At 36.9% G+C, this 24,442-nt stretch carries 16 protein-coding genes, 2 rRNA genes and 1 pseudogene; 9 read left to right on the forward strand and 10 right to left on the reverse strand.

Features of this window, described 5'->3' with window-relative positions:
* The first annotated feature begins 68 nt into the window (after positions 1–68).
* Positions 69–3,004 (forward strand): 23S ribosomal RNA (locus BN1242_RS01065).
* A 76-nt stretch (positions 3,005–3,080) separates the two neighbouring features.
* Positions 3,081–3,196, forward strand: a 5S ribosomal RNA gene (gene rrf, locus BN1242_RS01070).
* 304 nt (positions 3,197–3,500) lie between these two features.
* Here the strand turns inward: rrf and BN1242_RS01075 are convergent.
* Positions 3,501–3,773 (reverse strand): magnesium transporter, encoded by a 273-nt coding sequence (locus BN1242_RS01075; RefSeq protein ID WP_275259435.1) that lies wholly within the window; start codon positions 3,771–3,773, stop codon positions 3,501–3,503.
* Positions 3,774–4,014: 241 nt separating this feature from the next.
* On the opposite strand from BN1242_RS01075, the gene BN1242_RS01080 reads away from it, so the two are divergent.
* A complete protein-coding gene (locus BN1242_RS01080; RefSeq protein ID WP_062350144.1) occupies positions 4,015–4,809 on the forward strand; it encodes a restriction endonuclease in 795 nt (264 codons plus the stop codon).
* 419 nt (positions 4,810–5,228) lie between these two features.
* Entirely contained in the window at positions 5,229–8,039 is a 2,811-nt protein-coding gene (locus BN1242_RS01085; RefSeq protein ID WP_062350146.1) for a DEAD/DEAH box helicase, read from the forward strand.
* A 19-nt stretch (positions 8,040–8,058) separates the two neighbouring features.
* Here the strand turns inward: BN1242_RS01085 and BN1242_RS01090 are convergent, their stop codons facing one another.
* Entirely contained in the window at positions 8,059–8,454 is a 396-nt protein-coding gene (locus BN1242_RS01090) for a (deoxy)nucleoside triphosphate pyrophosphohydrolase (protein ID WP_062350147.1), read from the reverse strand.
* Positions 8,455–8,510: 56 nt separating this feature from the next.
* Between BN1242_RS01090 and BN1242_RS13055 the strand changes: the two are divergent.
* Both BN1242_RS13055 and BN1242_RS01095 read left to right on the forward strand, forming a co-directional pair.
* Positions 8,511–8,627 (forward strand): annotated as a pseudogene (locus BN1242_RS13055) (GNAT family N-acetyltransferase); the annotation flags it as partial.
* Positions 8,628–8,852: 225 nt separating this feature from the next.
* Entirely contained in the window at positions 8,853–10,514 is a 1,662-nt protein-coding gene (locus BN1242_RS01095; protein WP_062350149.1) for a ribonuclease J, read from the forward strand.
* 251 nt (positions 10,515–10,765) lie between these two features.
* Here BN1242_RS01095 and BN1242_RS01100 read toward each other — a convergent pair whose 3' ends face one another.
* Together BN1242_RS01100 and BN1242_RS01105 are read right to left on the reverse strand one after the other, a co-directional pair.
* Positions 10,766–11,092: a cyclic-di-AMP receptor gene (locus BN1242_RS01100; protein WP_062350151.1), complete on the reverse strand. Its 327-nt coding sequence runs from the start codon at positions 11,090–11,092 to the stop codon at positions 10,766–10,768.
* A 221-nt stretch (positions 11,093–11,313) separates the two neighbouring features.
* Complete coding sequence (locus BN1242_RS01105) at positions 11,314–12,051, reverse strand: AAC(3) family N-acetyltransferase (RefSeq protein WP_062350153.1); 738 nt, start codon at positions 12,049–12,051, stop codon at positions 11,314–11,316.
* An 814-nt stretch (positions 12,052–12,865) separates the two neighbouring features.
* Here BN1242_RS01105 and BN1242_RS01110 point away from each other — a divergent pair.
* Positions 12,866–13,936, forward strand: coding sequence for an AccI family restriction endonuclease (locus BN1242_RS01110; RefSeq protein ID WP_062350155.1), 1,071 nt, complete (start codon positions 12,866–12,868; stop codon positions 13,934–13,936).
* A 110-nt stretch (positions 13,937–14,046) separates the two neighbouring features.
* On the opposite strand, the gene BN1242_RS01115 is transcribed toward BN1242_RS01110, so the two are convergent.
* A complete protein-coding gene (locus BN1242_RS01115; RefSeq protein ID WP_062350157.1) occupies positions 14,047–15,657 on the reverse strand; it encodes an HsdM family class I SAM-dependent methyltransferase in 1,611 nt (536 codons plus the stop codon).
* Between the two features lie 296 nt (positions 15,658–15,953).
* On the opposite strand from BN1242_RS01115, the gene BN1242_RS01120 reads away from it, so the two are divergent.
* Together BN1242_RS01120 and BN1242_RS13570 are read left to right on the forward strand one after the other, a co-directional pair.
* Entirely contained in the window at positions 15,954–16,427 is a 474-nt protein-coding gene (locus BN1242_RS01120; RefSeq protein ID WP_062350159.1) for a hypothetical protein, read from the forward strand.
* Between the two features lie 166 nt (positions 16,428–16,593).
* Positions 16,594–17,406, forward strand: coding sequence for a hypothetical protein (locus tag BN1242_RS13570; RefSeq protein ID WP_158661025.1), 813 nt, complete (start codon positions 16,594–16,596; stop codon positions 17,404–17,406).
* Between the two features lie 269 nt (positions 17,407–17,675).
* Here BN1242_RS13570 and BN1242_RS01130 read toward each other — a convergent pair whose 3' ends face one another.
* The 5 genes from BN1242_RS01130 to BN1242_RS01150 all read right to left on the reverse strand — a co-directional run bounded on the left by BN1242_RS01130 (position 17,676) and on the right by BN1242_RS01150 (position 24,421).
* On the reverse strand, positions 17,676–18,434 hold the full coding sequence (locus BN1242_RS01130) for a hypothetical protein (RefSeq protein ID WP_062350163.1): 759 nt from the start codon (positions 18,432–18,434) through the stop codon (positions 17,676–17,678).
* The gene (locus BN1242_RS01135; protein ID WP_062350165.1) at positions 18,424–22,125 is read right to left on the reverse strand and encodes a multicopper oxidase domain-containing protein; all 3,702 of its coding nucleotides are present in this window, start codon (positions 22,123–22,125) and stop codon (positions 18,424–18,426) included. Before BN1242_RS01135 ends, BN1242_RS01130 begins: the two co-directional genes overlap by 11 nt.
* 8 nt (positions 22,126–22,133) lie before the next feature.
* On the reverse strand, positions 22,134–22,436 hold the full coding sequence (locus BN1242_RS01140) for a hypothetical protein (protein WP_238985055.1): 303 nt from the start codon (positions 22,434–22,436) through the stop codon (positions 22,134–22,136).
* A gap of 23 nt (positions 22,437–22,459) precedes the next feature.
* Positions 22,460–22,753 carry a hypothetical protein gene (locus BN1242_RS01145; protein ID WP_338022866.1) on the reverse strand — a complete coding sequence of 98 codons (294 nt, stop codon included), beginning with the start codon at positions 22,751–22,753 and terminating at the stop codon, positions 22,460–22,462.
* A gap of 360 nt (positions 22,754–23,113) precedes the next feature.
* Positions 23,114–24,421, reverse strand: coding sequence for a purine/pyrimidine permease (locus BN1242_RS01150; RefSeq protein ID WP_062350169.1), 1,308 nt, complete (start codon positions 24,419–24,421; stop codon positions 23,114–23,116).
* Positions 24,422–24,442: the final 21 nt, after the last annotated feature.

Raw genomic sequence — 24,442 nt, forward strand, 5'->3', positions numbered from 1 at the left:
GCGAAGTTTGCTAGACGCTAGGAGCCGTAGCTAGACAATCATCGAGTAAAGATTCAATCCTTTTTAATGGTTAAGTTAGAAAGGGCGCACGGTGGATGCCTTGGCACTAGGAGCCGATGAAGGACGGGACTAACACCGATATGCTTCGGGGAGCTGTAAGTAAGCTTTGATCCGGAGATTTCCGAATGGGGAAACCCACTGTTCGTAATGGAACAGTATCCATACTTGAATCCATAGAGTATGGAAGGCAGACCCGGGGAACTGAAACATCTAAGTACCCGGAGGAAGAGAAAGAAAAATCGATTCCCCAAGTAGCGGCGAGCGAAACGGGAACAGCCCAAACCAAGAGGCTTGCCTCTTGGGGTTGTAGGACCTTGAACATAGAGTTACAAAAGGTTGGAATAGACGAAGCGGTCTGGAAAGGCCTGCTAGAAAAGGTAATAGCCCTGTAGTCAAAATTTCAACCACTCTTCGAGGGATCCTGAGTACGACGGGACACGTGAAATCCCGTCGGAAGCAGGGAGGACCATCTCCCAAGGCTAAATACTCCCTAGTGACCGATAGTGAACCAGTACCGTGAGGGAAAGGTGAAAAGCACCCCGGAAGGGGAGTGAAAGAGATCCTGAAACCGTGTGCCTACAAGTAGTCAGAGCACAATTACGTGTGATGGCGTGCCTTTTGTAGAATGAACCGGCGAGTTACGATTTCATGCAAGGTTAAGGTTAGATCCGGAGCCGCAGCGAAAGCGAGTCTGAATAGGGCGAATGAGTATGAGGTCGTAGACCCGAAACCAGGTGACCTACCCATGTCCAGGGTGAAGGTAAGGTAACACTTACTGGAGGCCCGAACCCACGTACGTTGAAAAGTGCGGGGATGAGGTGTGGGTAGCGGAGAAATTCCAATCGAACTTGGAGATAGCTGGTTCTCTCCGAAATAGCTTTAGGGCTAGCCTCAAGAGGAGAGTATTGGAGGTAGAGCACTGTTTGGACTAGGGGCCCTCATCGGGTTACCGAATTCAGACAAACTCCGAATGCCAAATACTTATTCTTGGGAGTCAGACTACGAGTGATAAGATCCGTGGTCAAGAGGGAAACAGCCCAGACCGCCAGTTAAGGTCCCAAAGTATACGTTAAGTGGAAAAGGATGTGGAGTTGCCTAGACAACCAGGATGTTGGCTTAGAAGCAGCCACCATTTAAAGAGTGCGTAATAGCTCACTGGTCGAGTGACTCTGCGCCGAAAATGTACCGGGGCTAAACGTATCACCGAAACTGCGGGTGAACACTTACGTGTTCGCGGTAGGAGAGCGTTCTAAATGCGTCGAAGCTAGACCGGAAGGACTAGTGGAGCGTTTAGAAGTGAGAATGCCGGTATGAGTAGCGAAAGAAGGGTGAGAATCCCTTCCACCGAATGCCTAAGGTTTCCTGAGGAAGGCTCGTCCGCTCAGGGTTAGTCGGGACCTAAGCCGAGGCCGAAAGGCGTAGGCGATGGACAACAGGTTGATATTCCTGTACCACCTCGTATTCGTTTGAGTGATGGAGGGACGCAGGAGGATAGGGTAAGCGCGGCATTGGATGTCCGCGTCCAAGCAGCAAGAGTGACAATGAGGCAAATCCCATTGTCGAAAAGCTCAAGCTGTGATGGCGAGGGAAATATAGTACCGAAGTTCCTGATTTCACACTGCCAAGAAAAGCTTCTAGCGAGAATACAGGTGCCCGTACCGCAAACCGACACAGGTAGGCGAGGAGAGAATCCTAAGGTGATCGAGAGAACTCTCGTTAAGGAACTCGGCAAAATGACCCCGTAACTTCGGGAGAAGGGGTGCTCTGGTAGGGTGCAAGCCCGAGAGAGCCGCAGTGAATAGGCCCAGGCGACTGTTTAGCAAAAACACAGGTCTCTGCGAAGCCGCAAGGCGAAGTATAGGGGCTGACGCCTGCCCGGTGCTGGAAGGTTAAGAGGAGGGGTTAGCACTTGTGCGAAGCTCTGAATTGAAGCCCCAGTAAACGGCGGCCGTAACTATAACGGTCCTAAGGTAGCGAAATTCCTTGTCGGGTAAGTTCCGACCCGCACGAAAGGCGTAACGATCTGGGCACTGTCTCAACGAGAGACTCGGTGAAATTATATTACCTGTGAAGATGCAGGTTACCCGCGACAGGACGGAAAGACCCCGTGGAGCTTTACTGTAGCCTGATATTGAATTTTGGTACAGCTTGTACAGGATAGGTAGGAGCCGTAGAAGCCGGAGCGCCAGCTTCGGTGGAGGCGACGGTGGGATACTACCCTGGCTGTATTGAAATTCTAACCCGCACGTCTTATCGACGTGGGAGACAGTGTCAGGTGGGCAGTTTGACTGGGGCGGTCGCCTCCTAAAGAGTAACGGAGGCGCCCAAAGGTTCCCTCAGAATGGTTGGAAATCATTCGTAGAGTGTAAAGGCACAAGGGAGCTTGACTGCGAGACCTACAAGTCGAGCAGGGACGAAAGTCGGGCTTAGTGATCCGGTGGTTCCGCATGGAAGGGCCATCGCTCAACGGATAAAAGCTACCCCGGGGATAACAGGCTTATCTCCCCCAAGAGTCCACATCGACGGGGAGGTTTGGCACCTCGATGTCGGCTCATCGCATCCTGGGGCTGTAGTCGGTCCCAAGGGTTGGGCTGTTCGCCCATTAAAGCGGTACGCGAGCTGGGTTCAGAACGTCGTGAGACAGTTCGGTCCCTATCCGTCGTGGGCGTAGGAAATTTGAGAGGAGCTGTCCTTAGTACGAGAGGACCGGGATGGACGCACCGCTGGTGTACCAGTTGTCTCGCCAGAGGCATCGCTGGGTAGCTATGTGCGGAAGGGATAAGTGCTGAAAGCATCTAAGCATGAAGCCCCCCTCAAGATGAGATTTCCCATATAACTTCGGTTATAGTAAGAACCCTTGAAGATGACAAGGTTGATAGGTCCGAGGTGGACGCACGGTGACGTGTGAAGCTGACGGATACTAATCGTTCGAGGACTTAATCATATATTTACTCGAGTTTTCCTTACATGATCTAGTTTTGAGAGAATGATTTCCTTAATTCATTCTCAACTGAATATTGTTTGGCAGTAATGGCGAGAAGGTCACACCCGTACCCATCCCGAACACGGAAGTTAAGCTTTTCAGCGCCGATGGTAGTGAAGGCTTTGCCTTTGTGAGAGTAGGACGCTGCCAAGCAAGGTAAAAAGACAGTGATGATTCACTGTCTTTTTTGTGTGCGCATGGAATAAGTAATAAATTGGTGATGAAAGTTTTACTACAGACTTAGCAGTAAGAACTGTTAGCAAAAAAGCAAGGCGTCCCGTGGTGACGGGGAGTCTGAAGGAAGCAGGATGAAATTCTCGAATTACGAACGGAATCTACATATCATGCTTACGTGGGACAGACGAGTATCCTGTGAAACAATTTATGAATAAAACGCCAAACGATTAGATGTTTAAGTTGTCTAATTGTTTGACGTTTACTTTGTATGGGAGAAAATTTATGAAGATAAAATCTTTGAAGCGACACTAAAATAAATTAATACGCCAGAAATATCACAGATTGAAGTAATTAGGGGTGCACTAGCGGTTGCAGGGTCAATTTTAAACTTACTAAAGAGAAAGGGGAGAGACATTCCAATTAAGCTACCCGTAATAACGATTAAAATCATTGTTATGGCGACAATCAGAGCAATCTCTAAACCTCCTCTGTACCAACCAACAGCAGAAACAGCGAGTGCCATCGTTAATCCTAAAGTAACGGATAAAAACAACTCTTCTATGACTCATGCCATTCCAACTGAATAGCTAATAATTAGGTAGTATAAGAAAAACGTATTCAAAATATTATAAATATAAAATATGATTATTTGGATTCAATTTCAAACGAATACAGTTTGTTCAGAAAAATTCACCTCCTTCTTTAAATTTCTTATGATACAATATACCTATCTATAAAAATTTTTAATTTATAGACTTTTACGTTTTATAATAGCAAAAGGGTAGGTTTTTCTAATGGTAATGCCACAACAATCTGATATTGAGATTCCTTTATTACAAGTACTGATCGACCTTGGAGGGCAAGGTAGGCCCAAAGATGTTTATCCTCTAGTGACAAAGAAGTTCCCGGAATTAACACGGGAAGATTTGGAAGAAGTTATGGTATCTGGCGTAAACAAATGGACAAATCGTATCCAATGGGTAAGACAAAAATTAATTGATAATGGTGATATGTATAGTCCGCAAAGAGGGATATGGGCGATAACTGAACAAGGAAGATTACGAATTCAATCACCTCAAGAAAACCGACCAGCCCCATTAAACCTTGTTGAATTATATGATAACTATGAAGATGACTTTAAATCGCAGTTACTAGATAGGCTCCATGAATTAACGCCGAGACAATTTGAAGAATTTGCAAAGAAATTTCTTCAAATTTATGGGTTTGTAAGTGTGAATGTTACTAATATTGGCCCTGATGGTGGTATTGATGGATATGGTAAACTGAAATTAGGACTAGCCACAATGAATGTTGCTTTTCAATGTAAAAGGTGGCAAGGAAATGTTGGTAGAAAAGAGATTCAACAATTTCGAGGAGCTATTCAAGGAAATTATGAACAAGGTATATTCTTCACAACTTCCGATTTTACACAAAATGCAAAAGGAATATCTATTCAAAAAGGAGCAGTCCCTATTATTCTAATGAATGGAACTGGAATTGTTGACATTATGATAGAAAAAGGTCTTGGTGTCGAAAAAAAACCACTGTATCTTTTTTATGAGAAGGTACAAGATTTTTTGGATGAGTAATAATAGCATATAGTAGGAAACGTACGATTATCAAAAGGAACTGGAGACAAGTCCTATTAATCCAATTTCGATAAATTGTGGGCACAATAAAGGATAGCAGATTATTCAGTAGATAATGAACTCCATATTTATTCAATTATTATATGAACCGATAAAGGAAGAATAAAAAGTAACAATGAATTTTAAAAGGATCAAATTATTAATAATTATTAATATTAAAAAAATAAAAGGAACTATATTTCAAGTTATTAAGATAGAATTATTGATTAAAGAACCGTGGATGCTATAACCAGTAAATTGAAGTGAATCGAAATGGTAGATAGAGAAACAAGAAAAAAATCTCTACTAATCAAAAAGAACGAATAGAGAAACTCAATTAAAATAAGGAAATTAAAACAAATAGTATTAGGAGTTCTAATATGACAAATGATAAACGTTTAATTGTAAATTCTGATAGTGGAAATCTACTAAATGAACTAGTAAAGTCATTAAAAGAATGTGAATCTTTTTATTTTAGTGTGGCATTTATAAATTTTAGCGGACTTCAGTTACTGCTTGATCCACTGAAAGAAGCGGAGGGTAGAGGGGTCAAAGGGAAAATAATCACTTCCACCTATTTAAATTTCACTGAGGTTAAGGCACTAGAAAAGATTAAAACATTTAATAATATTGATTTAAAAGTGTTTGATACGGTAGCAGAAAAGGGTTTTCATACAAAAGTTTATATTTTTGAATATCAAGATACATATAAAGTAATTATTGGTTCTGCTAACATAACTCAAAGTGCATTAAAAAGTAATATTGAATGGAATGTTGAAGTTGTTTCTAAAAACGAATCTGAATTTGTAAAGGAAGTTATCAAAGAATATAACCATTTATGGGAAATCAGTGAAGAAGCAACGGAAACGTTTATTGGGGAATATGAAAATTTCCTAGCCACTATTAAGAGAACAACACCTATGCGCCAAACAGTTTTTGAACGAGGGAAATATGTTGTTCCAAATCGTATGCAGAAAAGGGCTATGGAGAGTTTGGAGAGATTACGTAGTTATGGGGAGTCGAAAGCTTTAGTTATTGCAGCTACCGGTACAGGAAAAACGTATATGTCTGCTTTTGATGTGAAAAATTTTAAACCTAAGAAACTATTATTTATTGTACATAGAGAAGAAATCCTAAAGAAGGCAAAAGGGACTTTCGAGTTTTTACTGCCAAATGAAAATGTAACATTTGGTTTATTGACTGGAAACGCTAAAGATAAACAAGCTGACTATATTTTTTCTACGATTCAAACATTAACTAGATGCTATCAAGATTTTGAGAGAAATGAGTTTGATTACATTATTTATGATGAAGCGCACCATGCTGCTAGTCCAAGTTATCAAATTATCATGAATTACTTTACTCCAAAATTTACATTAGGCATGACAGCCACCCCTGAGCGCAGTGATAATATGAATGTATTTGATCTTTTCGATAATAATGTGGCAATTGAAGTTCGTTTACATGAAGCTTTAGAAGATGATTTAGTTATTCCGTTTCATTACTTTGGTATAACAGATATTGAGGGAATTGACTTAAGTGATGTAGATATTGATGATATAGCTGAAGTTACAAAACGTTTGAAGGTTAATGAGCGGGTAGATTTTATTATTGAAAAAATGAACTTCTATAGTCATGATGGGGACAAAAGGAAATGTTTAGGGTTTTGTGCAAGTGTAGAGCATGCTCAATTTATGGCGGATGAATTCAATAAGCGCGGGTATTCAAGTGTTTGTTTACACGGAGGTCATTCAGTTGATGAAAGAGCGTATTATATTAATAGATTAGAAAATGAGAATGATGAACTCCAGGTGATTTTCTCTGTTGATATTTTTAACGAAGGTGTAGACATTCCTTCTATAAATACCGTACTTATGTTAAGACCAACAAACTCACCAATCGTTTTCATTCAGCAATTGGGGAGAGGACTTAGAAAATACGAAGGAAAAACTTTTTTAACGGTTCTTGACTTTATTGGTAATCACAGTAAAGTATTTCTGATTGCATTGGCCCTGAATGGGAGCAGATATTATGATAAAGAAAGTTTAAAAGTTGCTGTTGCGACTGGATTTGCTAGTATACCGGGAGCTACACACATTCAAATGGATGAAATTTCAAAGGAGCGTATACTTCAACAAATCGATCGTGAAAACTTTAATTCTTTAAGGTATTTACGAGATGAATATTATGAATTTAAAAAGATGAATCAAGGAAGAATCCCTTATCTTTTACTCGATTATTTAAAATTTGACGGTGCACCAGATCCAATTAAGTTTATTCATCGGGAAAAATCTTATCTCCAATTTGTTGCGAAAACGGAGAAGGATGAATCACTCAAAAAATTATTACTTGATGATAATTTTGAAAGCATTTTAAAGGAATTATCAGGAAAATTACCTTTAAAACGCATTCATGAATTTGTCATTCTTAAACTTTTACTTGAGAAACAACAAGTTACAGTAGAGCAGTCAAAACAAGAAATTTTAAAATATGTCGAGAAAGCTGATGTGGATAGTGTACAACATGCGTTAGAGGTATTAAATCAAGACTATTATGATACCGGACAAAAAAGCAGAGGAGTAAAGCTTGTAAATTATTCAAATGGTGTAGCTGATAGGACAGATATTTTTAGTAGGGTACTCGAAAATAATGAATTTAGCAGTTATATAAAAGATGTTATTCAATATGGAATTTTTAGATACGAAAAGGAATATAAAAGAGAATATTATGGTTTTCCACATTTTAAACTTTACGAGCAATATCAAATGATGGATGCTGCTCTTTTGTCTAACTATCGTAAAACCCACAGTTCGTTTAGGGGTTCTGGGCTTTTAACAAATGGTAATGATTATTTTCTTTTCATTGATTTACATAAAGAAGACAATATAAAAGAAAGTATTAATTACCATGATAAATTTATTAATCGCCAGTATTTTCAATGGCAAACCCCAAATAGTACAGTACAATCATCTGAACGAGGAAAAAATATTATATTGAATAAAAATAGGGGAATTCATCTTCATCTATTTGTTCGAAAATATAGGGAAATTGATGGAAAGACAGAGCCTTATATTTATATTGGAAAAGGAAACACAATAGAATTTGATGGTGAAAAACCAATCACTGTAAAATTAGAACTCGAACATGAAATTCCAAATAACCTCTATACAGAGTTTACGGAAAAGATATAGTCTTCTCAAAATGAGAAGACTATTTTCCATTTACCAGCAATTCTACTGCAGGAATGTCTGCCGGGGCCCAAATAAGTGATTTAAGGTTTTCTCTTTTAAGCCAGATAAACTTAGAATGTTCAACCGGAACCGGATTTCCTGCAATAACTTTGGCTTTAATCGCAATTAAATCGATAATAAACGTATCATATTCATGGATATTTTCATTATGTATGTCGTACGTTTCAATTTTACATTCAAATTCCTCTTCAATTTCACGTTTTAGTGCAGAGAAAACATCTTCATCTTCTTCCACTTTTCCACCGGGAAACTCCCAATGATTTGGTATAGACATTTTTGGGGATCTGAGGGCACATAAAATTTCCTCTTGATCATTTTCAATAATGGCAGCAACTACTTTTATTTTCTTTTTCATTATAATCACCTATCTTTATTTATTCACTTACTAGCATACCATTTTTCTTCTTAATAAAACTACAAATGGAATTAGATAAGATATGCTTAGGGGTAATATCTGTCAATGAGAGGGAGGCGATTAAATTATATAAGCGTATGGGTTTTGTTGAGGAAGGAAAATAAAAAAAATAAATTAAATATGAAGATGGATCTTATGGAGATGACATACTGATGGCATATTATCTTAAATAGTTTCAGTAAATTAATATTTTCAATTAGGATTTAGCTTAGAAATTGTCATTCCCCATTCAATTACTAAATTCTCTAGACTCGGAGAATCCCACTAGTTAATACGGGATAAAATGGAAATATATAGGACATACTATGTGAAATGTATATAGGGAGGTAAGCTAAAGGATGGATAAGAATATTCTTTCCATATATGCCCTTGGCGGATTGCATGAGATTGGTAAAAATATGTATGTTCTTGAATATGGTGATGATATATTAGTAATTGATTGTGGGAATAAATTTCCAGATGAAAGTTTGTTAGGGATTGATTTAATTATTCCTGATTTCTCTTATTTGTTGGAAAAGCAAGAAAAAGTACGTGCACTAATTGTTACCCATGGCCACGAAGACCATATTGGCGGAATTCCTTTCTTTTTGAAAAAATTAAATGTACCTGTGTATGCGACAAGATTTACTTTAGGATTGATAGAATTAAAATTAAAAGAGCACAGGATTTTAAGAGAGAGTCAATTACATGAAATAAATTCAGAATCAGAAATTCAAATTGGGCAGTTTAAACTGTCCTTCTTTAAAGTCAATCATAGTATTCCTGATTGTTTAGGGATTGTGTTTCAGTCACCTGAAGGAACAATTGTACATACTGGAGATTTTAAATTTGATTTTACTCCTGCAAATGATGAACGTCCTGAAATTCATAAAATGGCTGAAATTGGAGATAAAGGGGTTTTACTTTTATTATCTGAAAGTACGAATGCTGAGCGTCCTGGTTGGACCCCGTCAGAACAATTGGTTGAAGAACATTTAGATGCCGCGTTTTTAAAAGCAGAGCAAAAAGTTATCGTTTCAACCTTTGCCTCAAATATAAGCAGGATCCAGCAGGTCGTGAATGCATCAAGTAAGACGAATCGAAAATTGGCATTATTAGGAAGAACGATGGTAAATGTAGTAAATTTAGCTATAGAACGGGGTTATTTAACAGTTCCCGATGACATGTTAATAGAGCCTCGTGAAGTAAATCAACTCCCTCCTAATTTAGTAACAATTTTATGTACTGGCAGTCAAGGAGAGTCATTGGCTGCACTTAGTCGCTTGTCTACAGGTGATTTTCGTGATGTGGAAATAATGGCAGAAGATACGGTTATTATCGCTGCTGGTCCGATTCCAGGTAATGAAAAAAATGTCACTGCTATTGTTGATAATTTATTTAAATTAGGTGCTAAAGTAATTTATGGATCGGGCAGCACATCGGGAATGCATGTTTCTGGACATGGTTATCAAGAAGACTTAAAACTAATGCTTACTTTAATGAAGCCTAAGTACTTTATCCCAATCCACGGTGAATATCGTATGCTCCACCACCACCGATTACTGGCGGAAACTGTTGGTGTGGAACATGGAAATACTTTTATTATTAATAATGGCGATGTTGTTGATATTGAAAATTCAGTACCACGGTTGACTAGGTCCATTACTGTTGGAAATACTTATGTCGATGGATCAGATATAGGAACGATGGAATTTGTGTTACGCGATCGCAAGCAGATTTCAGAAGATGGAATGTTAATGATCATTTTACCGATTGATAAGGCGAATCGGAAATTATTAGCGGAGCCGGAAATTATTACCCGTGGATTTACAGATAAAAAGTTTTCGGAGCTCCGTAAAGAAATGATGAAACTTATTTTAGAGAAGGCGGATGAATTGTACGAAGAGGAGCGAACGGGGAAAAATTCCATGAAAAAGCAAATGAAAAAATTAATACGTCAATATATTTTTAATAAGACGAAGAAGGAACCGATGATAGTTCCGATTTTGCTTGAGATTTAACTTAATAAAGAGTAGTCCCCGCTATCTTTGTAAGCGGGGGAAGGATATACTATGATAAATTAATTCATGGCTTCTAAATAAGTACAAGCTAAGACTAGTAATCCACAAATTTGTAGAACCGCTTGTTGAGCGAGAGAAGAGAAAGAAATATCGAGTTGTCTTAATATTTTTGGCGAGTGCCTTTGGTTATTCCTAGGGATATGATTTGTAAGCATGGAAGAATCGGGTGCAAACTTGTTAAGTTCACTTTGTTAACGATTAAATTGTTCAATTGGCAGTACGAAAACAGTTGCTCCACCTACCATCACTTGATGAGGATTAGGTAAAAATTGCTCCACACTACCTCCTAATGGTGAAATAGGGGGGGCTTCTTTTACTCTTTTTTTACCTGTTTGTTCGATAATGCGAAGTACCTCATCGACCCGCCCCTCTTTCGCCCCAATCAAAAAAGTTGTATTTCCTGAACGTAAAAATCCACCTGTACTTGATAGTTTAGTCGCTTGAATGTTTTGTGCAACTAAAGCTTTCATTAATGCCGAACTGTCTTGTTTTTGAATAATCGCAATGATTAGTTTCATGGATAAACTCCTTTACAAAACTCCTTTACACATATTCAATCATAACTTAATTGTTTGCTATTGAATGTAGGTTGTTTTCCCCATTTAGAGCAAATATTTCACTAAAAACAATTTTACAAGAGGTTGTAATACATAAATAAAGGTCCGTCCCATGTAATTGGGCAGACCGCTAGAGTCTTCTTATATGTCACAACATTGCGAATTGTTGGGGACAGGCACCTTTAAGAAAAAATGTGTGGATTTTTCTTTAATACACTTAACAATACTTCCGTCATTTTTTCAGTGTTACAAACTCGTACTGTTGCATCGCCAAACTTTCCTAAATACATTGCCCCGGTTTCTTGAAATAGCTGATCTACTCTTTCGTATTTTTCCGACGTATGACCGATATGTCTTCTTGATGGAACCGTTATTTTCGTTCCATCTCGTAATACAGTGTAAAGCTGTTCATGGTCATCTGTTAGCCGATTAGGAATATCTAGCCATTCCTCGACGCCGTGAATATAAGTGTTTCTCCGTAAATCGACGCCAATTAACAAAATCGTCGCTTTTCTATCGAGTAATTTTCCCCATGATGATCCTCTCGCACAAGGTGTATCAAACTGTTCATTTCCAGCAATAAAATCACTAGCGTCTTCTCCTAGGGCAGCAACGGAGTGAGTAGGATGTAAAGAGCGAACAACTCCAGGACGTTTTCGAAATAATTCTGTTAAAATACCAACACAACTAGGTGATTCGTCAACGTAAAAGTTTGGATTTTCCGCATTGATATATGACCATGTGTGAGTAGGAAGCACTAATAGTCCATCTTTCATATATTCGGATAAAGCATCAAGAACGGTTTCAGCCCCACCGTCTACTGCACCAATACTTTTCATCGATGAATGTACGAGCAATGTTCCAAAATTGCTTATTCTTAATTTATGCAGATCATGAAGTAAGTCTTGTTTATTGTACATATTGCTTTTCCCCCTGGTGACTTAATGATAAAGCATTATTATATCAGAATACTATTAGAAATAAAAATTTCTTCGGTAACATTTGCCACCACATACTATATTTTGTGAATTTCGTAAATCAATAGTTTGCTAATTCACAAAGTGACCGCTACTTTGTTGGGCTAAAAATTAGCCTGCAGTCTCTACGATTTATAAAATAGCTCATCCGTGCACGAAAAAAATCAGATGCAAAAGCGGGTAAGTGTTTGATAATCATGTGATTCCTACTTTATATTAGCTAAAGGAAAAAGGAAAAACATTTCAATGAAATTTCTAAGTATAATCAAAGTAATAACTAAACTTTCATTTTTCTAAGGAAATAAATGAATAATAAGCGGTTCAATGGTTAAGATAAACATGGTCTCTCCTTCAGTGGAAACAAAATAATTATGATCACAGCATTTGTAGCGTTATAAGTCAAATTGTCACAAGTTTCAATTCAATAAAACTCATTGGAGGTAATTATGGTAAAAGATTCTGAAGCAAATAAAGAAAAACGCAATGTCGGCAATAAAATGCCGGACGAACAAAAACGTGGGAAAGGGAAATCTAACTCACGCGGGGGAAGAAATTAATTCTTCCTAAATTTTGGAGTAAAGAAAATAATAAAGCATGGAGACAGGATGGATTCCTGTCTTTTTCCGTTCTAAATAACCTTTTGCAATACTAATTAATATAATATACGCTCGGACAAGCTCTTATAAAAAAATAAACTAATTTTGTTATAATAGCTTTTAGATTAATCCTATTAACCGAACGTAATGAGGTGAAAGTATTGACTTATAAAGATTCTATTAACGTGCTATTGGAAAATGTCCCCGAGCACATTTTAAGTTATGACCCAAACCATACAGTAAATAAACCAACTCAAGCTTCTTCCGACTTCTTAATTAATAAAGAACAAGGAGATTGGGCGGAAGAAGTTGTATTTAATTTTATAAATCGAGGTTTCACTAATCAATATCGAGCAGTTCGCTATGGAAAAAATGATGATAAAGTAGCAGGGGAAGATGGATTTAATGAATTTTATTACAACTATCAAGAGGAGTTAAGGAAGATTGGCAAAAGGCCCGACTTATTAATATATGAGAGCGGGGCTGTAGCCAATGATGACATAAGCAGAAAAAGTCCAGCAGATATTGATAATATTGTTAAACAAGCAAAGGCAGGTTTCGAAGTTCGGTCTAGCTCCTTTTTAACAGAAAAGTATTTTGAGGATATTGAAAAAAGAGTAGAACAAGCGGAGAAAGTAATAAAAAGTTCTATACAAAAAATAAAGCAATTAGCGTCCTTACAAAAGATAACGTTTAATAATACTTGGCAGCAATTTTTGAATAAGGATTTGCCCAATGATTTAAGAGATATAGAAATACCTGCTTTTCGTGGCGAAATGACGCAATCACCAGAGCTTATGGAAATAAAAGATGAGTTGAAAAAATCGATCAACATTTTAAAAAGGCGACATACGTTAAGTTTTACACCAAAAGTGGAAGATATTTATGCCATTGCGCGCTGGGTCAATATTTACAATGTTCCCCACTACTATGTGCAAGTATTTTTTGATAAAATATATGCTATTTCTTTTAAAAGAATATTAGAGATTATATCCGATAGTAATAATCAGAATAAAATCTTTACGATTGAACGTAACAGAAAAAATCAAATGAAACAAACGATTCATATTGACATACATCAAGGGGAGATTATCGGTGAAATTAATGAGTTGCCGCCCATCGAAGGTAAGATGCGAAAATTAGCTAGAGGAAGATTATTATTTTACATCGGATTTGGTGAAAGCACCGGCATGATTTACAAGGAGAAGTTTCGTGATTTGATCAATGGATAAAGGAAAAAGGTGTCTAGATAAAAGTCCGACACCTTTGCAGTCTAGTTCTGTCCGCAGATTGTGTTCATTTTTGTGAAAATATACAACAACTATCTAACAGAACTTTTCTACTAAATAACTAATAAGCTTTTAAAAAATTTGTTTAACGTATGAAGCTCCATTGTAATCTCTGCACCGTTCAGTTGCTTTTCTCTAAGTACTTGATAAATATCAGTAATAAATTGAATTTGCTCTGTCGTTAAACTGTCTAAGTCAATAACTAATGATGTATTAATATCGTTAGGTTCAAATTTTTTCAAACCTCGTCCATATTCTCTTCTACTATCTTCTAATATTTCTTGGGCAACATCGGTTAATAAATAGGCCATTAACACATTGGTATATTCATCATACATCGGTAACATGTATATACAATGGAAGGTAGTTAAGTTAACGACATTTGCTTCATTACGAATAAATTTAATTTTTTCACGATTAAAGACTCCAACTAAAATAGGCGCTGGTTCTCGCGTTTCGTTCTTAAACCATGGATTCCGGTTTTTTGTTAAATACCGTTCATGATAGCCCAATTTTTCACCGTACTTAATATAATTTTTCAAGTTTTCATCATGTAAGTCTTTCGTATAGGCATTTAATAATTTTACGTGTTTATCATTTTCCCATAAGTTGTTGAAATCATCAGTCGTGAAGAAATTTTTATCAACTTGAACGGCCTTCGTTAAACAAGGAATTAAAAATTGATTAGCAATCTGGTACTGTGCTTGTTTTGTTTTATTAAATTTAAAAAACTCATTCGCCCCAGTAGCGATTCCCCGTGATGCTTTCGCAAAGTTAGAAAAAGCTTTAAGGTTTTTGTATTTACTACTATTTTCACCTTGATAATAAATTCGCCATTTTTTATTAATGTCGATATCCGTAAGGGCTACCGTGTTGCCAAGTCTTGGTTGCTCAGGGTATTTACTAATATAACTTTCCGTTCTTTCTAGTTTTTCCTTTGAGTCAATATTAATAAATTCAATAAAGTCTTTTGGATTCTTTTTTTCAAAGAAGAATAGAGCCGATGTCGTAGTGGCATCTTCAAACCAATTAGTAGTGAAATCTAATATTACAACGAATTTTAAAAGTTTTGAGTCTAACAAATATTGTTTTATTTGCTTTCCATAGTCCGAATTTAAAAACTCAGACGGAATAATAAAGGCAGCCCTGCCACCGTGATTAAGCTGATGTAAAGCCTTTAATAAAAACAATGTATATATATTGGTAAAACCGGATAATTCCAAGTTCATTTCTTCAGAAACAATTTTTAATAATGTATCCTTGTCTTCGTAATCATGAAATTTTAAATAAGGAGGATTACAAATAATTGCATCATATGTATTTTTCCAATTGCTAGTTAAATAGTCTTCGTGGAAAATGGTAATATTTGTATCGTCCAAATGTGCGGCAAAATAATCTAATATTTTTCTATCTATTTCATATCCGAAAAAAGTAACGTTCCTTTGTTGACCTGCTGTGAGCTGTTCTTTCATGGAGCGGATAAATACACCTAGACCGACTGCAGGATCTAATATAGTTGCCCCCTTAGCCAGGTCTTTGGTGACCCATTTAGCCATTAAATCTGAAATATGTTTCGGTGTGAAAAATTGTCCGTATTTTTTTCGATGTTCACTTGATACCGAGGTAATATATTCAGATTCAAGTTGTTTTTTCATCGTCGGCATCGATTCAACTCCTTTTTGCTTTACTGACTCTATTATATCATTACCCACTTGTATTACAATAATATATAAAAACAAACGTTCGCCACAATTCACTATCGATAATAAATAGTAACATGAATTTTTTCATGGAGCAATTAGTTATTTGCGTCACTTCCAATCATTTTCTGTTTCTAAAATCGCCCTTGCCATTTTACTTGTAAAACTTTAATCGAAAAAACACGCTATACTTGTGATAAATTATTTTATTTTGGAAACTTTAATTAAGAATAAATCTCTGTGAGGACAAGGTGAAAAAGATGATATCGAAACGACATTTCCTTTTTAACATAGCAATGATTGTAATACCATGGTTATCACTATTATTTTTCGGGAAACAAAATTTCAAAAGGTATTCTATTGCAGGTATTTCCATTATTTGCCTTGAAATAGTCAATCATCTGATTGGCTATGCCCGTAACTGGTGGAGTTTTTATAGTAAGAGAAAATCATTTCTAACGAACGAACTACCTTTTAGTATCGGTCCGTATATGCCGCTTTCCATGTGGATACTACGTTTCACTTTTGGAAATTTCAAGAAATTTATTTTTGTTAATGCAATATTTGATGGGATTTTTGCCTATTTCTTTATTGAGTGGTTAAGTAAAATAAAAATATTAACTCTAAATAAATTAAGTAACAATCAATTTTTCTTTTACCTTTTTTATAAGGCTTTTATTCTTTATGGAATTCAGTACTTAGTTGAGGGGAAGAAGATGGGAAAAGTAATTTAGCGGTACTTTGTTGAGGAAGAGTGGGTTTTACGTTAATTAACTTACACCGGATAACTGCCAATTTTTCTAAAGGATAGTGATTTGCCTTTCCTTCAATATCCAAGGATACATAAGATACTATGACAAAAATTATTTTGTCCAATCTTTTTAAGGAGGGCAACATTTTATGAGTCATATTTCTTGTTCTAGTTGCGGAAAACGTCACTCACGACATCATGATTGTAGTTGTCACTGTAAATCTTGTGGTGGCTCCCTTAACCGGGATTTCGTTCGTGATATTAGATTGAAGAGAAAGAAAATTCAGCACGAAGTCATTTGTTTTGATAGTTATAACGATTACCATAGCAGTCATCATTGTGAAAGTCATCACCCAAAACTAACTCACAATGGATTAAGCTATCATTGTTCCTACTGTCATAAACACCGAGAGCATTGTTCCTGTAAATTTAATCAAGATTATCACGACTTTCAAAATCATCATAGTCGTGATGGACATTCTGCAAGTTGCTCGGCATGTGGAAAACGGTTGCATTATTGTTCTTGCAGCGATGATTGCGGTTCGCATCATTCTAGCCATGTATCCCCGTGTGCCGACAATTTTAAAGTGCGGCTGGGCGGCTTAACGACAGGAATAGAGTTTCGATTGCGTCAGCTAACCGGCTGCATAGTAAAAATACGTGTAAGTGGTGGAAATGGGAATGAAAACAGTCCAGGGAATACAGCTGAACTAGGAATTGGAAATCTATTACAAATCGGAAATAATAACCGTAGCCGCATTAGTGATGATGAAATAATTGGGCGGATTTGTCTAGTTGGGGGAAATTTTGTCGAACTGGATTACGTGAAACAAGACAAAAGGAATCATCATCGTAAAAATGATCAACATCAAGTCGCTTCCCTCATTATTCCAATAAATCGCATCCAATACGTAAAATTATTAGAGGAAGAGCATCATGAAAAACTTTATGATAAAAAATAAAAGAAGCAATATGGAAATGATAAATTTTATATGAACCATTATTTTATAAGGTAATCCCACCGTCAAGAGGTGGGACTCCTTAATTCGTAAAGAAAAAAGTAAATGGAACAACAAGGGCATAACATTTTCCTTTATAAAAGATACTCCAAAAGAACCACCCGAAAATTCTTTAGTTAAACGATTAATTTAACATAATTAAATACTCGCTTCAACTATGAAGCTGTCAGTTAGTTGTAACTTCATTGAATTTATCTTGCATTCCAATAATCCTATTCAAAATAAATGAAATCGATATCGGAATATTTAATCGAAATCGTTTTTCTTTTACCTGTGTAAAGTTCCAAAAAGTTCTCATTTGTATCGATTATTTTTCCACTTAATTTCAAGTCATTACTAATTATTCTTACGTTTTTTATTTCAAAATTTGCTAAAAAGAATTTTAGCTCTACTGTAAAAAAATGTAGAATTAATGCTGGTGATCTTGATACGACTTCACCAAAATGGAAGGTGAGTGCCCTTCGTAATTTGGCATCTAAGTCTAGTGTATAATGGACTTTTTCATGACTATTGTTTGTTCGAGTAATATGAATGATTCTATCATAAGGGACAATAAATTTTCTGTTTTTATTTTCTAGTAAAACAAAATCTCTTCCGACAATAGATACGACTCCTGAAATGTGCGAGCGACGTTTTAATTGAATGGGATTACGGTTCCGCCTTTTGACAACTCGATATACTCGTTCCACATTTATATTGACGAGTTGGTCTTGAAGACGGTGGAAAATGCGGTCAAACCGATCTGGTGATTGTTCGGTAGCATCATCTTCATCTTGGTCAAGATCCAGTAACAACTGATTCGCCTCTTCGATTTTCTCAACGAGTTCATCTAATTGTTCCTTTGGTAGGCAACTGTTTGGGGAACTTAGTTGTAATTTTTCTAATTTCGGAGAATAACAATCTCCTGGAATAAAAAATCCCTCATTATCCTCGCGAAAGTCTATTTCTGGGCAACGAAACTCATTCATCATAGGAACCACTTCCTCTATCATATACTTTCGAATAATTTAACGGTGGCAGATGTTTTTGTAACCTACCATGGACGCGGATAATCCCCCACATACCTTGTTCAATGTCCCAGCGAATGTTTCCGGATCGGTACATATAATCACCTGGGAAGTTGTAATAACTTCCAGCCCCATAGTGTAGTGATAAATTTCCAGTATGGCCAGCAACAATTTCTCCTCTAACAGAACGAACCTCGGAACTGACATCTCTCAAATCATCGTTCCAATAATGCCCGTGAATGTGGAAAGTATGACTTCGTCGTCGTTCTGATGGGTTTAATAGTCGAACAATAATTGGGTCTTTCGGGTATGCTTCAAAAACAGGTGTTGCCGGATCCCCAAACACTTTTGAACTAAATATTTTTTCTAGATTTGGTACTTCTCTTAATCGATTGATTAACCGTTCTGTACGATAATTAAATCCACGAGACCCATTATCATACGTGTCAACGAGATCTAATTTTTCGAGCTGTTCATCGCTTGGACTGCGTAAAATTCCATCCACTGGATCTACTATTAATTGGTTATTTATATCATGCAACCTTGCACCGTCATACATAATAAGGACAAATTCTCGTGTGTCTGGTAAAAAAGGTTGCCTCCGAATGACATTCGCACCTGTATTCACTTGCTTAAGTGTATATGGGTCCAAAATTTCAGTCCCACGTGCTTCAGCTATAAAAGCTCCATACGTTCCAAGCGAGCGGTGATTGCGTATATCGGTCATATCCCATAAGCCGCATGAACCAATTGGTAAATCAACATACCAGCGATAAGTTATTGATTCACCAGGTCCCACACTTTGATCATGGTTGAACCCAATTGTCTCACCAGCAGATGATTTTACATCATAGATTAGCATTTGTGCATGTAAAGAGATTCGTACAGAAGGAGGATAAAATGCTTGTTCTTTTACTGGTGGATAAGGCCATATCCCATCTAAAAACGGAAAACGATCAAAGTCTAGTAATGAAGTTAATGTAACTTCAACTAAATCTCCTTGGTTAGCTCGAATTATTAAAGGTTCTGGATTTTTGCGACCAGACAATAGATCATCCAAATCTTCTTTTAACGCAAATACGATACCAAAAGGATCATGGTCACCATAGTTGTTGTAATTAATTGGAGTATGGAAGGCAACGATATCAAATTTTTTTACTCGTACATTTTTTGGAAAATCTATTGGGGGATCCGTTAATTTTGCCTTTGGTGGCCGCTTCCCAGTGCAATTCGGTAGCGGTTTTGTTCGTTTTGGTGGTCTTGGTAAATCATGAAGCGGGATTAAGAAATCAACTTCTTCGTCATATGCCCGAATTAATCCCCATAAGCCATTCCATAAATCTTCTTCTGTTTCAAATGTCCATAAATAATCTCCAGAAGCTGGTACATATGTCTCCAATGTGAATGATTCCGAGATGCCGAGATGTTCCTGTGCCCGAAAACGAGACTCCGCATCAGGTCGTTGATCTTTCCATCTTAGTCCGTGAATGTTGAAACTATGAGATTCCTCGTGAGCACCTTGAATGACGTGAATTCTAATAGGATCTTTCTCATAACATTTAAATACTGGTGTGATCGGATCCCCGTGAACATAAGAACTAAATGAATAAGCCGGGTCTTTATCGGAATCTAATCGGAATTGAAGTGGTTCATTTTTATAGTTGACACCAAATAGTCCTGGGTCATCTTGAGAGCCAGGAAAACGTGGTCGTTGTAATGGGTTTCCATCTTTATCAAATAAAAAAGCAAAATCATGAACTTGAATTGTATAATCTCGATAATCCGGAATAAAAGGATGTGTTACCGTTACTTCCGTCCCTTTAACAGTTGGATTACCTTGTGGATCAAAAACAGTGGCAAATCTAGCGTGCACTACGCCATTTCCAAAAACCCCATGTTGCTGGTGTGTATTAGCAAATAAATGGTCATGAAAAAACCATGCTTTTAACTCAACATCGGCAAAGTACTCATACCTCGCAGTCTCACCAGGAAGAATACCGGAATTATAATTCCATCCGACATTCGAACCATCCGCTACTAATACATCAAACTTAACGAAGTGGATATGGAATCCTTGTTCATATGTTCGAGTTACTAGCTGAAAAGCATCACCGTCCAACACTTCCGGACATCGATTAGTAAAATTCACTCGGATAATCGACCCAGCGTCTGCATGAAATACGAGTGGTTCTGGATCTTTTTTTCCACTTAGCACATCCTCTACGTCCTCATCTAAAACGTACATCCGTCCTTTTGGATCGTGCCAGCCTTGCTTGTTATAAATAATTGGCAATTGGATAACAGAAACATGGAACTCGCGGATTGGTGCATTTCTTACGCCACCACTAGGGTCGGCAAAAACGGCCCCAGGTCGAGCGTTCGGAATAGCGGCATTCCGTTCCAAATCAGTAAAGTCCCTTCCACCTTCAATCATTAAAGGAGGTCTTGGGGCTTTACAGCCAATCTTTCCAGGGATGAAATTAGGAAATCCTGGCCTTTCTAAAGTAGGTTTTGGTGGTGGTTCACGATCTGGTAAAGGCTGTAGTGGTGCGATTGGAACTCCGTTTGGATAACATTGACTGCCATCTTGCAATGTGTTAAAAATTCGATTCATCCCCCACATTCCCATTGAAAAATGTGGATATAAATGACAATGGAAAATAACATCCCCAAATGAGCCTTGGTAACTTCCTAAACCGTATAAAGGTTCAATGGTGTACGATGTTTGTGGGCTAAAGGCTTGTGCATCGATAATCTCTGATTCTATATTTTGATTATCAGATAACCATTGGTGAAGGTGGTAATGAAAAACATGGGTTTCTTTGACTGCAGCATGAATTAATCTAATTTTTGCAGGATCTCCAACATATCCTCTCAAAATAGGGGTAGCTGGGTCACCAAATACCCAAGAATCATGATGAACCTCTTCACCATCACAATCAGGGCAAACAATTCCTTCCCGAATTAACATATGGCGATTATGCATTGGTTCGTATCGGTAATTGATACCGTGAAATGATCCAAAAGGTTCGCCAGTTAAATGATCAATCGGTGAATTCCCAGTAATGTCAACGACTTCCATTTCATCATGAAATATAGTTGTATATTCACGGAAAGAAGGTAAAAAAGGATGGTGAATATCTGCATATACTCCACTTTTTATTTCTTTTCCAGTTATTGGATCAGTCCACCATGAACCACGCGCCTGTACCATTAAGGCACCGAATAAACCATTAATATTGGAACCTCGATCACTGCTATCAGGATCTCCTAAGTCAGAAAAGAAATATGGACCTTCTTTATTGACGGTAATTCGATATAGTATTTTCTCTCCTGGATTCGCAAGTGTATTTTCATTCAGTCCGACATTGGCACCGTCTGATGTGAATACATTGTAGTCTGCCTCTTGAAAATGCATCCCCGCTGCATGAAGCAATTTGTTTTCAAATATAATTTCCACTGTATCCCCAACATTTGCACGAATAACAAGTGGTTGAACGAGTTCTACTGGTTTGAAAGGATTTTCTTTCACTAGTTTTTTTACTAAGTCCTCATTTTCTTTTAAAACATACATTGCACCATGAGGATTGTGTTCACCAAAATTGTTAACGACGATACGAATTGGAATAGCAACGACATGATATAGTCTTTTCATTTTAACACCTACGATAAATTATTTATTAACTTTGGTATTTTAGGGCCATTTTCCTCTTCAATATAAAAAATTTCAATGCGGTGAATGTGAATGGACCATAGGCGATTTTCCAATTCTTGTATAGGCGTTGTGTCCACCTTAACTTGTACGTAATCTCCGTGCACAGCTATAATTTTTCCGATGAATACAAAAGGAAATGACCGTGTTAAAAGGAAGATGCGTTTATCGATACTTTCCAAAAGCAATTCAACCATTGCTTCTTCGTGGGTGATACTATCAGAAATACTAATATTTTCAAGTTTATTATCCACTTTAGTTAACCTCCTAAAATTCATTATGTTAACGGGATTCGTTGCTGACAGTCGAAGCAACCAGTAAATTGCGTTATTTTTTCTAAAGGAATGCTAATCGGTATTGGAAACCGATAGAATGGTGCATTGACCATTTTTATCATTACAGGGTATAAAGTAATATGTCCGACACCGACTTCCTTTAATGTTCCACAAAAAACAGGTCGAAAAGTTTCCCCAAATAAATTTAATTGATCAGATAATGTAATAACGAGTAATTCCTCCCCGAGTAATTCGTTTAATTCCTCGGTAAGTTCATCTGTCAAATCCATAGACATCCTATCCCACTTCCTTTTATAAAATAGGTAATTATAACTATTCCATATACTCATATTCAACTATTAAAGAAACGGAATAGGTGATTAACCTAATTTTTCTTCTTCAAAAACTATAAATGCAAAGGAACATGTTCTAGATAAAATTAATTATTCACTAATTTAAATTGTGGAAGCGAATTCTATAAGTTAAAAAGGTAGTAAGAATTTTTATCCTAATTATTCCTGCTATCAAATGGTTTTCGTTACTAAAGAATTCGGATGGGAAATGATTCATCAAAAGATAACATAATACGATAGCAGTTTAATTAAAAATGCAGGTTTGCTCCCTGGCAAAACCTGCATCAAGTTCGTTCTATATCTTTATTTGTATTCAACTATACTCGTTTTCTCTCGCCAAATCTGTTCCATCAATATAACAAGTGCCGTCCCTACTAATAATCCATTACTCATGACATTTTGGACAATTGTCGGTAAATCGGAAAAAGCTTCTGTCGGCAAAAACATCGTTCCCATTCCTATTAAATAAGAAGTACCAAGAATTGTAACTTTTCTTGAATCCAGTGGAGTAATCGTCAAATTATTTATTGCTAACCCTACCAACTGAACAAAGGACGCCATCAATGCCGCGTTAGCAACAGGGGAAGGGATGCTGGAAATAAACGAAATGATTGGCGGGAAAAAGGCAATCAATATTAAAATAATGTTTGCATAAATGAACGGTTGTTTCCTCTTTTGACCAGTGAGTCCGATAAAGCCGGAAGAAGTGGCTAACGGAACATTGGCGACAGTAGAAAATAATCCAGCAAATCCATGACTAATACCAGAAAAAATTGTTCCACTATTCACTTGATGATTGTCTAGTTTAGCATTGTTACCTAATGTTTGATTCATCGCAACTATTGAGGCTACCATATTTGAAATTAAAATAATGGCGGTGATAAAGGCAATTGGGATCACACTTAAATCAAAAGTAGGCTTTCCAAAAGCAAAAATTTTAGGAAATGTAAAGACGGCTGAATTTGTTTGTAGGTTATTTCCACCGATAAAAATTAAATAATTGATCCAACCAAAAATGATACCAATTAAGACTGCATAGCTTCTTAACGTACCTTTACCAAAAGCAGATAGGGCAAGGACTATAAAAAAAGTTATGAAGGCAATAATGGCTCCCGGTAAATAAATGGTATTTGCATCTGCTTGAATGAGCATTCCCTTTAAAAAGGTGCCACTCAATTGAACCGTTAAAAGTAGAAAAAATGTCCCTGTTACAAGTGGGGTAAAAATAGGTAAAATTTTGGAAGAAATTTTAAGAAGCCCAAAGATAACTAAGAACAATCCGGTAAAAAACATAGCAGCTTCCAGTGTTTGCAATGTTTCCGTTAAAGTGTTTCCTCCCCTAACCCCTGTTATAGCCATGACGGAAAAAACACTAATCCAAATACCTGCAGGTCCTTCCATAATCGGTAACCGGTGACCAATTATCCCTTGTAAAAGTGAAGCAAGCCCAACTACAAACAATGTCCGTTGCATTAATCCAGAAATCTCCACCACACTCATATCAAAAATGGAGCCAATAACAATCGGCATCGCAACCGAGCTTGCTAAAAGAAATATAAACCATTGTAAAGTTTCCAATGAAGTTGTTGCAATAGATGTTTTTCTACTCAAAACCAGCACTCCTAAATAACG

Source organism: Bacillus kwashiorkori (assembly GCF_001375515.1).
In the GTDB taxonomy this organism is placed as follows: Bacteria; Bacillota; Bacilli; order Bacillales; family Caldibacillaceae; genus Bacillus_BK; species Bacillus_BK kwashiorkori.